13 protein-coding genes are annotated in these 14,025 nt (G+C 72.5%); 7 read left to right on the plus strand and 6 right to left on the minus strand.

Annotation, left to right across the window (positions count from 1 at the left end; all coding sequences use genetic code 11):
- Positions 1-2 precede the first annotated feature (2 nt).
- On the plus strand, positions 3-323 hold the full coding sequence (locus CP982_RS09855; RefSeq protein ID WP_150510162.1) for a DUF202 domain-containing protein: 321 nt from the start codon (positions 3-5) through the stop codon (positions 321-323).
- Positions 324-359: 36 nt separating this feature from the next.
- On the opposite strand, the gene CP982_RS41645 is transcribed toward CP982_RS09855, so the two are convergent.
- Both CP982_RS41645 and CP982_RS09860 read right to left on the minus strand, forming a co-directional pair.
- Positions 360-509 carry a hypothetical protein gene (locus tag CP982_RS41645; RefSeq protein WP_170316294.1) on the minus strand — a complete coding sequence of 50 codons (150 nt, stop codon included), beginning with the start codon at positions 507-509 and terminating at the stop codon, positions 360-362.
- A 120-nt stretch (positions 510-629) separates the two neighbouring features.
- Positions 630-1,583: an NADP-dependent oxidoreductase gene (locus tag CP982_RS09860; protein ID WP_150510163.1), complete on the minus strand. Its 954-nt coding sequence runs from the start codon at positions 1,581-1,583 to the stop codon at positions 630-632.
- A 112-nt stretch (positions 1,584-1,695) separates the two neighbouring features.
- Between CP982_RS09860 and CP982_RS09865 the strand changes: the two genes are divergently transcribed.
- From CP982_RS09865 to CP982_RS09875, 3 genes are all read left to right on the plus strand, one after another.
- A complete protein-coding gene (locus tag CP982_RS09865; RefSeq protein WP_150510164.1) occupies positions 1,696-1,992 on the plus strand; it encodes a hypothetical protein in 297 nt (98 codons plus the stop codon).
- 256 nt (positions 1,993-2,248) lie between these two features.
- Positions 2,249-3,283, plus strand: a complete 1,035-nt coding sequence (locus tag CP982_RS09870) for a phosphotransferase family protein (RefSeq protein WP_150510165.1) — start codon at positions 2,249-2,251, stop codon at positions 3,281-3,283.
- A 9-nt stretch (positions 3,284-3,292) separates the two neighbouring features.
- A complete protein-coding gene (locus tag CP982_RS09875) occupies positions 3,293-4,507 on the plus strand; it encodes an acyl-CoA dehydrogenase family protein (protein WP_150510166.1) in 1,215 nt (404 codons plus the stop codon).
- Between the two features lie 66 nt (positions 4,508-4,573).
- Here the strand turns inward: CP982_RS09875 and CP982_RS09880 are convergent, their stop codons facing one another.
- Positions 4,574-5,167 carry a TetR/AcrR family transcriptional regulator gene (locus CP982_RS09880; RefSeq protein WP_138958790.1) on the minus strand — a complete coding sequence of 198 codons (594 nt, stop codon included), beginning with the start codon at positions 5,165-5,167 and terminating at the stop codon, positions 4,574-4,576.
- 122 nt (positions 5,168-5,289) lie between these two features.
- Positions 5,290-6,048 (minus strand): SDR family oxidoreductase, encoded by a 759-nt coding sequence (locus CP982_RS09885; RefSeq protein ID WP_221515495.1) that lies wholly within the window; start codon positions 6,046-6,048, stop codon positions 5,290-5,292.
- Positions 6,049-6,323: 275 nt separating this feature from the next.
- Here CP982_RS09885 and CP982_RS09890 point away from each other — a divergent pair, with 275 nt between their 5' ends.
- Entirely contained in the window at positions 6,324-7,655 is a 1,332-nt protein-coding gene (locus CP982_RS09890; RefSeq protein ID WP_150510167.1) for an erythromycin esterase family protein, read from the plus strand.
- A 48-nt stretch (positions 7,656-7,703) separates the two neighbouring features.
- On the opposite strand, the gene CP982_RS09895 is transcribed toward CP982_RS09890, so the two are convergent.
- Positions 7,704-8,723 carry a LysR family transcriptional regulator gene (locus CP982_RS09895; protein ID WP_150510168.1) on the minus strand — a complete coding sequence of 340 codons (1,020 nt, stop codon included), beginning with the start codon at positions 8,721-8,723 and terminating at the stop codon, positions 7,704-7,706.
- Positions 8,724-9,068: 345 nt separating this feature from the next.
- On the opposite strand from CP982_RS09895, the gene CP982_RS09900 reads away from it, so the two are divergent.
- Positions 9,069-9,560 (plus strand): hypothetical protein, encoded by a 492-nt coding sequence (locus CP982_RS09900; RefSeq protein WP_150510169.1) that lies wholly within the window; start codon positions 9,069-9,071, stop codon positions 9,558-9,560.
- Between the two features lie 109 nt (positions 9,561-9,669).
- A complete protein-coding gene (locus tag CP982_RS09905; RefSeq protein ID WP_229879029.1) occupies positions 9,670-10,992 on the plus strand; it encodes a serine-threonine protein kinase in 1,323 nt (440 codons plus the stop codon).
- Between the two features lie 82 nt (positions 10,993-11,074).
- Here the strand turns inward: CP982_RS09905 and CP982_RS09910 are convergent, their stop codons facing one another.
- Positions 11,075-13,894 (minus strand): penicillin acylase family protein, encoded by a 2,820-nt coding sequence (locus CP982_RS09910; RefSeq protein ID WP_150510170.1) that lies wholly within the window; start codon positions 13,892-13,894, stop codon positions 11,075-11,077.
- Positions 13,895-14,025 lie beyond the last annotated feature (131 nt).

The raw sequence follows: 14,025 nt of genomic DNA on the forward strand, positions 1-14,025 counted from the left end.
CGGTGACGCCCGGGTCCGCCGCGGCCCGGGACCCGGGCCTGCAGCCCGAGCGCACCCGGCTCGCGTGGCGGCGTACGACACTGACGTGCACGGTCGCCGCGGTGCTCGCGGCCCGGACGGCCCTGCACCGCGGCGCGTCGACGGCGGGCGTCGTGGCGTGCGCGCTGTCCCTGCTCCTCTGGCTCGGCTTCCTCGCGGTGGCGCACCGCAGGATCACCGGCCTCGCCGCGGCGCGGCCGCGCGCACTGAGCGCGCGGGCGGCGACGGCGGCGGCCCTGTGCACGGCCGCGCTCGCGCTGTGCGCGCTCGTCGCGGTGTTCTGACCCACCGGACGGGCCCTCACGGCCGCTCAGCCGACGTCAGTCTCCCTGGGACCACGCCGCGCTCGGCAGTGACAGATAGACGCCGAAGTCGCTGAGCCCGGTTGCGGCGCGGATGTCCGCGTGGAGCGCGTCCACGCGCTCCTGGCGGTTGGCTTCCCTGCTCGCGAACCACTTCGACTTCGACACCCTAGACGGATCACTGAGATGAGCGATGGATGCGGTCAGCCTCGAACGCTCCGACGCCGCCCGCTGCCGCTGCAAATGATCACGCCCAGGGCGAACCGCCGGGCCAGGTCGCCGCGGCGCCTACTGGGGCGCCTCCCCCTCCGCCGACCAGTCCACCGTGACCACGATCTTCCCGCGGGTGCGCCCCTGTTCGCTCAGGCGGTGCGCGTCCGCCGCCCGCTCCAGCGGGAACGTCGCGTCGACGTGGACGGTGAGCACGTCCTGCTCCACGAGTTCGGTGAGGCGCCGCAGGTCGTCCGCGTCGGGGCGGACGAAGCAGTACTGGCCGCCGAGGCCGATCACGGAGCCGTCGGCGACGGAGGCGAGGCGGCCGCCGGGCGCGAGCAGTTCGGCGGAGACCCTCAGTGTGTCGCCGCCGATGGTGTCGAACGCGGCGTCGACGCCCTCCGGGGCCAGGGCGCGCACCCGCTCGGCGAGGCCGTCGCCGTAGGTGACGGGCTCGGCGCCCAGCTCCCGCAGATAGGCGTGGTTGCGCTCGCTGGCGGTGCCGATCACGCGGGCGCCGGCGTGCCGGGCGAGCTGGACGGCGAAGGAGCCGACGCCGCCCGCGGCCGCGTGCACCAGGACGACGTCGCCGTCGCCCACGGCGAGCGCCTTGTGCACCACCTGGTACGCGGTGAGCCCGGCCAGCGGCAGGCCCGCGGCCTCCTCGAAGGTGAGGTTGCGGGGCTTGCGGGCCAGGGTGCGCACGGGCGCGGCCACGTACTCGGCGAGCGTGCCGCGGGACAGGAAGTCCTCGCGCACGTAGCCGATGACCTCGTCGCCGACGGTGAACTCCGGAACGGCGACGCCCGGCTGGACCACCACGCCCGCCACGTCCCAGCCGGGGATCACCGGGAAGACCGGGTCCAGGACGGCGTCGAGGTACCCCTCGCGGCACTTGTGGTCGACCGGGTTGACGGCCGCCGCCCGCACCTTGACCAGGACGGTGTCGGGGCCCACCTTCGGGTCGCGCACATCGCCGTACTCCAGGACCTCGGCACCGCCGTACGCGCGGTAGCTGATCGCTTTCATCGAGTCGCCTTACGCAGTCATGACACTAGGGAGACGGTGACACAACGGGACCAAAGGGGCATCGAGGACTAGCCTGAGAGAGTCATCCGGCCCCTTTCGGGAGGCAGAGCCCATGACCACCACCCACCAGGAACACGCCGCCCACGACCACGCGCACGGCCCCGCCTGCGGCCATCCCGAGGTCCCGCACGGCGATCACGTCGACTACGCCCACGACGGCCATCTGCACCGCGCGCACGGCGGGCACTACGACGAGTGCGAACCGGGCGGGCACGTCACGCACGACGGCCACGGCCACCAGCACGGCACGGACTGCGGACACGCCTCCGTGCCGCACGGCGACCACGTCGACTACGTGCACGACGGGCACCGGCACGCGGCCCACGACGGCCACTGGGACGACCACTGACGCGCCAGTTGACGCGGCCATTGACGTGCCCGTCGACGCGGCCATTGGCACGGCCGCCGACCACCTGAGCACGTCCCGCCACCGCCTCCGCCCGCCACCGCCCGCGGCCCGGCCACGGCCGCGCGGCGGCGGTCGCGATCCTGATCACGTTCGAGCACCCCCCTCTGGACGACATACCGACTGGTCGGCATCATGAACGCCAGCGCATTGCCCGCCAGTTCGGCGACTGTCCGTCCACGATCAGGAGCGACCGCCCATGAGCGCAGACCATCCGCCCGGCCTCGACCTCGACCGACTGCGCGGCCACCTCGACCGCGAACGTCCGGGACTGCTCGGCGGCGGCCCGCTCACGGCCCGCCTCATCGAAGGCGGCCGGTCGAACCTCACGTACGCCGTCACGGACGGCGCCGACCGCTGGGTGGTGCGCCGTCCGCCGCTCGGGCACGTCCTGGCCACCGCGCACGACATGCGGCGCGAGCACCGCGTGATCAGCGCGCTGCACCCGACCGCCGTGCCGGTGCCGCGCCCGGTGCTGCTGTGCGAGGACGAGTCGGTCATCGGGGCGCCCTTCTACGTCATGGAGTTCGTTCAGGGCACGCCGTACCGCACCGCCGAGCAGCTCCTGCCGCTCGGGCCGGAGCGCACCCGGGCCGCGGTGCTCGGCCTCGTCGACTCGCTCGTGGACCTGCACGCCGTGGCGCCCGAGGCGGTGGGGCTCACCGACTTCGGGCGGCCCGAGGGGTTCCTCGACCGGCAGTTGCGCCGCTGGGGCAAGCAGCTCGCGGCCTCGCGCGGCCGTGAGCTCGCCGGCATCGACGAGCTGCACGCGGCGCTCGGCCGGACGCTGCCCGCCTCGCCCGCGCCCGCCGTCGTCCACGGCGACTACCGCCTGGACAACGTCCTCATCGACTCCTCGGCCGGGACGGACCGCATCGCGGCCATCCTCGACTGGGAGATGTCGACGCTCGGCGACCCGCTGACGGACCTGGGCCTGCTGGTGATGTACAGCGTGCGCCTGGAGGTGCCCGACTCCCCCGTCAGCACCACGGCGGGCGCTCCGGGGCACCCGGACCCGGCCGAGCTGATCGAGCGGTACGCGGCCCGCTCCGGGCGCGATGTGTCCGCGGTCTCCTGGTACACGGCGTTCGCCTGGTTCAAGCTCGCCGTGATCCTGGAGGGCATCCACTACCGGTACACCCTGGGCCAGACGGTCGGCGCGGGCTTCGACCGCATCGGCGAACTGGTGCCGCTGTTCATCGAGCACGGCCTGACCACCCTCCAGGAAGGCTGATCCGCACCCATGGACTTCGCATTCGACGCCCGTACCGAAGAGCTGCGCGGCAAGCTGCTCGCCTTCATGGACGCGTACGTGTACCCGGCCGAGCCGGTCGCCGAGGAGCAGCGCGCGCGTCTCGCGTCGCCCTGGGACACACCCGCCGTGGTCGAGGACCTGAAGGCCGAGGCCCGCCGCCAGGGCCTGTGGAACCTCTTCCTGCCGGACGCCGAGCACGGCGCGGGCCTGACGAACCTCCAGTACGCGCCCCTCGCGGAAATCACCGGGCGCAGCCCGCACTTGGCGCCCACGGCGCTGAACTGCGCGGCGCCCGACACCGGCAACATGGAGGTGCTCGCCCAGTTCGGCAGCGCCGAGCAGCGGAAGCGGTGGCTCGCGCCGCTCCTCGCGGGCGAGATCCGCTCGGCGTTCGCGATGACGGAGCCGGAGGTCGCCTCCTCCGACGCCACGAACATCACCACGCACATCCGGCGCGACGGCGACGCGTACGTGATCACGGGCCGCAAGTGGTACATCTCCGGGGCGATGAACCCGCGCTGCGAGGTCTTCATCGTCATGGGCAAGACGGACCCGGAGGGTCCGGACATCCGCCGCCAGCAGTCGATGGTCCTCGTCCCCCGCGACACCCCCGGCGTCGAGGTGCGCCGCGCCATGACGGTGTACGGATACGAGGACCACTCCCACGGAGGGCACGCGGAGGTCGTCTTCGACCACGCGCGCGTGCCCGTGACGCACCTCGTCGGCGAGGAGGGCGGCGGCTTCGCGATCGCCCAGGCGCGGCTCGGGCCCGGTCGCATCCACCACTGCATGCGGCTCATCGGCATGGCCGAGCGGGCGATCGAGCTGATGTGCCGCAGGGCGGTCGACCGCACGGCCTTCGGCAAGCCGCTGGCCCGGCAGGGCGTGGTGCAGCAGTGGATCGCCGACGCGCGCGTGACGGTGGAGCAGCTGCGGCTGCTCGTGCTCAAGACGGCGTGGCTGATGGACACCGTCGGCAACAAGGGGGCGCACACGGAGATCCAGGCCATCAAGATCGCGACGCCCCGGGCGGTCGTCGACATCCTGGACCGCGCCGTGCAGCTGCACGGCGCGGGCGGGGTGAGCCAGGACTTCCCGCTCGCGGAGCTGTGGGCCGCGGCGCGGACGCTGCGCCTCGCCGACGGGCCGGACGAGGTGCATCAGCGGTCGCTGGCCCGGCGGGAGCTGAAGCGGTTCGCCTAGCGGCGGGGCGGTGCCACGCCGCCGCTCCCGCCGTCCCGCCCGACGGGACGGCGGGAGCGGCGGCGACTACGGCCGCAGGGCCCGCAGCAGCAGGTCCGCCAGGTGGTCCGCCACCTGCTGCGGGGACAGCGGGCCGTCCGGGCGGTACCACGTGGACAGGTGGTGGACGGAGCCGAAGTGGTAGTCCACCACCAGGTCCGCGGGGGTCGCGGAGGAGAAGACGCCCGCCTCCTGGCCCTCCTCGACGAGGGCGCGGAAGCGTTCGTGGTACCGGCGGCGCTCGGCCCGCACCTGCTTGTGCTTCTCGGGGCTGAGGTGGTGCATGGACCGGAAGAAGATCGCGGCGTCGTCGAGGTTCGCGATGGTGGTGACCACGACGTCGGCCGCCGCGTCCCGCAGCCGCCGCTCCACGGGCGCGTCGGCGTCCGCGAAGGCGTCGAGCCGCTCCTGCTGGACCCGCAGCATGCGCGCGTACACCTCGTGCAGCAGGTCGTCCTTGGAGCCGAAGTAGTGGTACAGCGCGCCCTTGGTGACGCCGGCCGCCTCCACGATCTCCTGCACGGACGTGCGGTCGTAGCCGCGGTCGGCGAAGAGCCGGGTGGCGGCGGCGAGCAGCCGCTGCGGGACGGGCGTGCCGTCACCGTCCGTCGTCCTGGCCACTGCCGCCACCTGCCTTCCGTTTCCTGTGGTGCCCGCTGATGCGTGCGCCTGGCTGTGTTCGATCGTTCACACGGTCTCCGGTGTCAACGCGGTTCCCGCCGGAGGATCTTCCCACTGACCGGCTACGGGAGGCGGGGCGCCTCCCACTTCTGCTGGATGTGGTTCATGCTGGTGAGCCACTTGTCGGGGGCGGCCGCCCGCGCCCGGTAGTACTCCGCGACCTCCGGGTGCGGCAGGATCAGGAAGCGGTCGTCGGCCATCCCGGCGAACAGGGCGTCGGCGACGTCCTCCGGCTCGATGGCGGTGGGCGCGAGCACGAGTTCGCCCGCGGACCCGGCGGCGGTGAGCATGTCGGTGCGCACGCCCTGCGGGCAGATCGCGTGCACCTTGAGGCCCCGGTGGCGGTAGGTGAGGGAGAGCCACTCGGCGAAGGCGTACGCGCCGTGCTTGGTGACGCTGTACGGGGCGGCGCCCACCATGGTGAGCAGCCCGGCGGCGGACACCGTGGACACGAACCGGCCCTCGCCGCGCTCCAGCCAGGCGGGCAGCAGCGCGTGCGCGGCCCGTACGTGCGCCATGACGTTGACGTCCCAGGCGCTCGCCCACACCTGCTCGTCGGCGGCTTCGGTACCGCCGGACGCCAGGCCCGCGTTGGCGCAGTAGACGTCGACGCCGCCGTCGAGGACGGCGAGCGCGGCGGGCACGATCCCGGAGGCGTCGCCCGGGACGGCGTGCCCGCCGATCTCCTCGGCGACGGCGGCGGCCCTGGCCGCGTCCAGGTCGTTGACGACGACCCTGGCCCCGGCCGCGGCGAAGCGGCGGGCCAGCGCGGCCCCGATCCCGCCCCCGGCGCCGGTGACGACGACTCCCTTGTCCCGCAAGCTCTCCACGGTCTCCCCTTCGGCCTCGGTCACGCTGCCCGCACGCCGCCTCGCCAGCGTGCCGCGGCAGCAGACTAACCGGTCGGTATGCCCGGTGGAAGGGGAGATCCGGACCGCGGGCCGACGTCCCCTACCGGTTTTCCGGTAGGCCTCAGGGTGCGTGCACCCCCCTCTCGCTCTGGGGGACTCCCGGCTGGTGACGGGCCGTCGGGCCCGGGATCGTGGTCCGTGGCTCACAACGGGCGTACGGCAGGCGAGTTGAGGAGTGGTTCGGCATGGCACGGACGGCACGGCGCACGGCCCCCCTGATGCTGGTGGTGGCCGCGGTCGGCGCGGGGGCGCTGGTCTCGCCGCAGAGCGCCGGGGCGGCGGCGCGCGAGGACGATCCGGTGCGCGCCCTGGAGCGCGTCGCGCACCCCCTGCGGTCGACCGGCCCGGGCGGCTCCACCGAGGACCTGCGGCCGCTGGACGCGATGGTGGGCGGCGCCACGGTGGTGGGCCTGGGCGAGGCCACGCACGGTTCGCACGAGTTCTTCACCATGAAGGACCGGGTCTTCCGCCACCTGGTCGAGGACAAGGGCTTCACCACCTTCGCGCAGGAGGTCAGCTGGACGACCGGGCTGCGCTTCGACGCCTATGTGCGCGGCGGCGCGGGCGACGTGCGCGCGCTCGTCCACCGCGAGCTGGCGAAGACCCCCTGGGACACCGAGGAGTACGTGGAACTGCTCAGGTGGATGCGCGCGTACAACGACAAGCACCCCCAGCGGCAGCTCCGCTTCATGGGCAACGACCTCAACTACCCGCGCACGGGCGAGGAGCTGTACGACGGCGTGACGGACTACGTCCGGCGGCACGAGCCGGACCTGCTCCCCCGCATCACCGAGCTGTACGCGCCGCTGCGGCGCCTGACGGACGGCGACGCCCACATGGGCAGGCCGCAGGCGGAGCGCGAGCGCCTCGCGGAGCGGGCACGGACGGCGTACCGGCTCCTGAAGGGGCGTCAGCCGGAGCACGGCGGCAAGCGGTTCGCCCTGGCCCTGCACCATGCCCGCTCCGTCCAGCAGACCGCGACGATCTACGCCTTCGAGCTGAACACACCGGACGGCGACCGGGCGGCCATGCTGTACCGCGACCGCATCATGGCGGAGAACACCGCCTGGTGGCAGCGGTACACCGGCACGAAGGTCCTGCTCTCCGCGCACAACGCCCACGTCGCGTACTCCTCGTACGACCCGCGCTATCCGAAGATGCAGGGCGCCTTCCTGCGCGACCTCCTCGGCAAGAAGTACGTGAGCATGGGCTTCACCTTCGACCGGGGCGCGTTCCTGGCGCAGCCCGGCGGGGACGGAGCGTGGAAGTCCTTCTCGGTGGGCCCCGCCACCGAGGAGATGAACGAGCACACGCTCGACCGGGTCCGCCACGACGACTACTACGTCGACCTGCGCAAGGCCCCCGAGGCCGCCCGCTCCTGGCTCCGCACGGCCCGGACGACGTACAGCATCGGCGCGGGCTGGCCCGACGGCCCATACAAGATCGCGCTGGCCTCGTCGCACGACGTGCTCATACATCTGCACGACGTCACGGCGGCCCACCGGCAGACCCGGTGAGGCGGGGGCGGCCGCGACGGGGGCCGTGTCCGTGCCGGGCGCGGGGGTTCACTCGCTGAGCCACCAGCGTTCGTTGTCCTTGGCGAGCGCGCCCCACAGGAGGTTCAGCGGGTGGTGCGCGTCGTAGGAGGCGCGGTCGCCGCGGCGGGTGAAGACGCCGACCAGGACCTCCGTCCTGGGCCCGACGTCACCGATGACGTCCAGGCGGCGCAGACCGCCCGCCTCGGGCAGGCTGCCGGACTCGGCGGCCTCCGCGATGCCGCGCGTGACCAGCATCGCGCCGCTGACCACACCGGAGCGCAGGAGCTCGAAGCCGTAGTGTGCGGCCTCGATCTCGGCCGCGATGGACATCTCCTTGCGGAAGTCGGCGCCGTACCAGGCGGTGAGGAAATGGGCGATGAGGCCGCCCGCGGACACCACGAGGGGCAGGCCGGTCAGCGCGCTGGCGGGCAGTGTGGGCCCCGGCAGCTTCTCGGGCGCGAGATTGGTGAGGACCGAAAGGCCGCTGCGGCGCCACTCGATGACCTCGTAGTCGTCGAGTTCGGCCTCCTGGCCCTCGGTGACGACGATGCTGCCGCACACCAGGTCCAGTTCCTTGGACCGCAGCCGGGCGAACAGATCGCCGGTGCGCACATGCGTCACCTTCAGGTCGACGCCCCTGCGCTCGTAGGCGTCGCTGACGCGCTCCACCGCGTCGAGGAGGAAGCCGAGGGTGTAGCGGGTGGAGCCGACGGACAGGGTGCGGCCGAGTCGACGGCGGGCGTCGTGGATGCCGTCCGTCCAGGCGGTGAGGGTGGAGCGCGCGAGGGCGACGAGATGCTCGCCGGTCGCGGTGAACAGGACGTCCTTGCCCCGGCCGCGCTTGAGGACGAGCGCCTCGCCGCACAGCGCGCCGAACGTGCGGTTCAGGGTGTCCAGTTGCTTCTGCACGCTGGACTGTTCACGGCCGAGCTGGCGCGCGGCGGCGAGCGCCGTGCCGTGCTCATGGACGGCGAGCAGCGTCCGCAGCTGATCCATGGTGGTGTCGAGCAACTCCGCGGGGTACTGCGGAGGACCGGTTAAGACCATGCGAACTTTCTCTCTCCGCTTCTTTTGACGCTCCTGGCCGACGCTCTCGGCTGACGCCCTTGGCGTTTTACGGCATTGCAGCATAACCGCAGCGGAAACTGATCCCCCGATCACCCCAAATTATCTGGGGATTTCTTCCAGAAAAACCTGGATGCGTTCGCGGTACCCGTGGAAAGGTCATGGCAATCCCGATCAACCGCCATCTCTGCGAGGAGAGCTGAACCCGTGAGTCAATACCAGGTCGCGCCCGCGCCCCCCGGCCCCCGCAGCGCGGCCCGAGCGGCCCGCGCGACCAGGCGCCCCGGTTCCCTCACGACCCTGGTCTGGACCTCTGTCATCTCGGTGGTGTCCGCCGTGATCGGCGCGGTGCTCGTGTTCGCGGGCGGCGAGGACCTGGCCGAGGAGAACATCCTGGACGTCGTCGACGAGCATCCGGACGTCGTGGGGCTGCCGTCGAATACGTCGGCGGCCGACCTCAAGGCCCTCTCCGGACCCATCTGGGACGAGCTGGTCAGTGAGCGGGCCGGGACACTCTCGGCGCGCGCCGGGTTCGCCGTATTCACCGCTGCGTGCGTGCTCATATTCACGCTCTGCGCCCGCAAGAAGGCGGCGACGTGGGCGCGGGTCCTCATTACCATTTCGGGCGTCATCGCCTTGTTCCCCCATTTCCTCATCTTGGGGGACTACGAACCCGATTCCGTCGTGGCGTTCAGTTTCGTGACCCTGCTCGCCACGGTCGCGCTGATCGTGTGCGCCTGGTTGCCGGGCACCCATCGTTACGCGCGCGAACGGAAGGAGGCCGCCGCGGGTTACGGCTACGGTCACCCGCCCCAGTGACGCACGGGGGCCGGTGCGTCCGGGGGACGGCACCGGCCTCCGTGTCCTGTTTGCCCACCCCGTCTCTGCCCTCCCGTGTCCCGTGATCCCGGGAAACATCCGGTATGTCATGCCGCGGATCTGGCCACCGGCCCCCGACGGCGGGACGATGGTGGTCGTGGAGCCCTACTGGGAGTTGACCTTCGACGCCGACGGGGACGTCGACGCCGCGCAGCGCGACCGGCTCCTGTCCGGCGCGGAGGACGAGCGCGTCACCGATCTGCTGGTGTTCGCTCATGGCTGGAACAACGACCAGCGGCGTGCCCGCGCGTTGTACCGGCGCTTCTTCACCCCCTTCGCCGCGCTCGCGGGCCCGGAGGTGCGCCTCGGCTACGTCGGGGTGCTGTGGCCCGCGGTGCGCTTCCCCGACGAGCGCATCCCGGACTTCGAGCCGTCCGCGGCCCCCGGGATGCCCGGGGCCCCCGCGGCGCCCGCGCTCGACGCGCCGACGCGGCGGCTGCTCGCCGAGGTGTTCCCGGGCCCCGAGCAGGCGGCGCGGCTCGACCGCCTCGCCCGGCTCCTGGAGGAGCGCTCGGAGGCCCGTTCCCGCCTCGACGAGTTCGCGCGGCACGTGCGGGATCTGGTGGCGGTGCGCGAGACAAGCCCCGCGCACGAGTTCGCCGACGACACCGGAGGGGGCGAGCCCGCGATGCTCACCGACGACGCGGTCGAGGTCTGCGAGGTCCTGGCCGCCGCCCTGGAGAGCACGGGCCACCACCCCGAGCTCTTCGGCGGGCTGCGCAAGCGGCTGTGGCACGGCGCCCGTGAACTGCTGCGCCAGGGCTCCTACTACGCGATGAAGCGCCGCGCGGGCGCCGTCGGCCAGCTCGGCCTCGGGCCCGCGCTCGGGCTGCTCGCCGCGGACGTGCCCCGGCTTCGGGTGCACCTGGTCGGGCACAGCTTCGGCGCCCGTCTGGTGTCGTACGCGCTGCGCGGCATGCCCGCCACAGTGGGCTGTGTGAAGTCGGCGACGCTGCTGCAAGGGGCCTTCTCGCACTACGCGTTCAGTGAGCGGCTGCCGCACGACCGGTCGCGCGGCGGTGCCCTGCGCGGGGTGCACCAGCGGATCGACGGCCCGCTCGTCGCCTGTTTCTCGCGCCACGACGACGCCCTCGGCAAGCTCTATCCGCTGGCCTCCAAGCTCGCCGGGGACTCGGCGAGCTTCCTCGGTCTGTGGGAGCGGTGGGGCGCCGTCGGGTTCGACGGGATCAAAGCCACGGACGGCGCCGGGCGCGTGCGGCTCGGGGCCGCCCTGCCCCGGCGGGGGTGCGTGAGCGTGGACGCCGCCGCGCTGGTGAGGCGGGGTGGTCCTCCCAGCGGGGCGCACAGTGACATCTGCCATGAGGAGCTGGCTCGGGTTGTGTGTGGGGCTGGGCGGATTGACGTGGCGTGAGCGCCGTTGTGGTTCGGTGCGTGGGGAACCGCGCGTCCGTTGTGGCTGGGCGCGCGGTTCCCCGCGCCCCTTTGGGGCCCGGTCAGCGGTGTCGGGGGAACTCCACCACCTGTTGGTACGTCGGGCGGTTCTGCCATTGGATCGCTCGGTGCGTGATGCCGCCCAGGGGGCGGTGGATCACGGCGTCCGCGCACCACTGGTCGCCCGCCTTGCAGGAGGCGTCACCGGGGTAGACCTCTGACGCCGGGACGGCGAGGGCCTGCTTGAGGGTGGTGAGGAGCGTCTCGCGGCAGGCGTCGAGGGTGCCGTCGCCGCAGTGGGCGGTGCGGCTCCAGCCCTCGGCGGGCCGGCCGAGGACGGTCCGCAGGTCCTTGTCGACATAGCCCCACCAGCCGTACTGGAAGGCGGATCCGGCGTGCGCGCCGGTCGGGCCGTGGCCCGCCGACGGCGCCTCGTCGACGCCGAGCTGCGCGGTCAGCGCGTCGTAGAGGTCCTTGCCGAGCCCGGGCCTGAACGCGGCCTCGACGAGCCTCGGCCACCAGGCGTCCATGGTGCGCACGGCGTCGGGGTGCGCGTAGGCGTGCGAGCCGCGCGCGGTCTCCTTGCGCGGGGAGCCCGCCTTGCGCCAGGCCTCCAGTTGCCGCACGGCCTCGGCGAGGTCGGGGTCGTCGACGGCCTCGGCGGCGATGACTTCGAGCAGCTCCGGCAGGACCTGTTCGCCGCGCAGATCGGTGACGGCCGCCTCGGCCATGGCCCGGGTGAGCGAGGCCCGGGTGACGCCGCCGTCCTCGACCAGCTCCTTGACCCGGTCGTCGAGCAGGTCGCCGCGGTGCACGGCGCCCATGCCGAAGCCGCCGGAGGTGTAGTCGGTGGCCTGCTTGTTGTTCCAGGAGACGTAGTAGTCCTGGTTGACGGACTGCGGGTGCGCGGCGGGCGGCGTCTGCGCGGAGGTGTTGTCCCGCGGGTCGAAGTCGCGCCACTCATAGGCCTGCTGGGCGTGGACGGGGAAGTTCGGGTCGACGCCGTCGGCGCGCTCGGGGTTGGCGCCGCTGTTGTAGTACGCGGTGTCGCGGGAGTCGGCGTAGAACCAGTTGAAGGCGTAGGAGATGTTCTGGGCGGCCTTCTTGAAGGACGCGGCGTCCTTGACGTGGCCGGGGTCGTTCAGCATCTGGAAGCCGATGATCGAGTCGGCCTCGTGGCGGTAGGTGGACCGCAGCGAGACGTATGCCACGGGCTTGCCGTCGATCGTGGCGCGGTGCGTGACGATGCCGTACTGGGTGCGGAACACCTGCATGCGGTAGGAGCCGGCGGCCGTGGAGTCGGCGACGGTCGGCTTCCAGGCGTTCTTGCGCTCCAGCTTCTCCATGGGCGTGCAGGTGCCCCGGTAGCGGTAGTGCGCCGACTGCTTGGTGGGACTTCCGCCGCCCGGTTCGCACAGTTCGACGGCGTACGTGTCGGTGATGTCCTGCGTCGCGGAGGTCGCCGACCACGCGTAGTCCTGCCCCCGGCCGAGCTGGACGTACATGCCGACGCCCGCGAAGGACACGCCGCGCGCGCTGATGCCGGGGCCCTGGAGCTCCTGCTGCATGAGCAGCTGCGGGGCGAAGTAGCCGGTCTGCGGCCCGAAGACGGCGACGGGGTGGCCGCTCGCGGTGTGCCTGCCGGAGACGAGCAGGGCGTTCGACATGCCCTTGTGCTGCCCGGCACTGCCGAACAGGTCGGCGGGCAGCACCCCGTCGTCGTACATCCCCTGGAGGGGTTTCAGCTTCTTCGGGGCGCGGACGGGGTCCTTGGCCGGGGCCCTCGCGCCGCCCTCGCGGTCGAACACGAGCTGTTCGCGCTGCACCGAGCCCGGGTCGGGCAGGGCGGTGCCACGTGCCTTGTCGGGCTTGCCCGCGTACGGGAAGCGGCTGCCGTCGTGGAGGGTCTGGACGGTCTCCGGGTCGTTGCGGGCGCGGAAGTCCTCCCAGATCCGGCTGCCCTTCTCGACGCCGTACTTGTTCTGCGCGGCGAGCAGCGAGAGCGCGGACTCGACCTCTGAGCCCCCGCCGTTGCCGAACAGACCGCCGACCACGGAGGCCAGGGCGATCATGTCGGTGACCTTGAAGGGCTCGATCTCGCCGACGTTCGTGATCGCGTCGATCTTGCCGGTCAGGACGTACTCGCCGGGGAAGTAGCGGCCGTTCTTGGACTGTGTGCGGTAGGCGTTGAGGCCGTCGATGTAGGCCTGCGCGTCCGCCATGGCCTGCCGGCCGCGCTCGCCCTGGGTGTTCCTGATGTACTCGACCTGCCGCTCCAGGTCCTGCTCGGTGTACGGGGCCTGCGGCCAGAACTGCTGCTCCAGGCCCTGGTTCGAGGGCGCGCCGCCCGCGAACGGGGTCAGCCGGCCGCGGCCGATGTGCCGGAACAGGTCGATGAGCCACAGGCGGTCCTGGCCCGCGGCGTAGCCCGCGCCGAACTCGGTGCCGTAGCGGGTGCTGCCCTGGATGTGCGGGACGCCGTACTTTTTGTCGCGCGTGATGGTCACGTCGTCGCGCGGCTTGGTGACGGAGGCGACCTGGTCCGGCTCGACGCCGAAGGAGGAGTCGCCGAAGAACTCGCCGAGCTTGTCGTCGGTCAGCGAGGGGTAGCCGTCGGCGAGCGCGTCGTACGGGCCGAGCTGGTCGTCGGCGTGGGCGGGCCGGGTGCCGAGGACGCGGTGGCTGAGGATCTCGGCGAGCGTGGCGTTGCCGTTGGCGCCGGGCGGCAGGATGTCCGCGCAGCCGTCGCCGCAGAAGTCGGGGGCGGCGGGCGGCGGCTCGGCGGCGGCCGCGCCGGGGCCCGGCGCGAGCAGCAGGGAGGCGCCGAGGGCCAGGGCCGCCGAGGTGGTGAGGGTTCTGAGCCGTGCGCTGCGTAGTCGCATGGATGCTCCTCCGGAGGGCCGTCGCGGCGGAGGTTACTGCTGGGTTGTCGAACCTGAAAGATGAACAACCGTCGCCTTTTCACAACCACCACAAGCGCTCGCTCGCCCGGCGGCCGCCCGAGCGGGCCGTG

The sequence above is a fragment of the Streptomyces spectabilis genome (assembly GCF_008704795.1).
In the GTDB taxonomy this organism is placed as follows: Bacteria; Actinomycetota; Actinomycetes; order Streptomycetales; family Streptomycetaceae; genus Streptomyces; species Streptomyces spectabilis.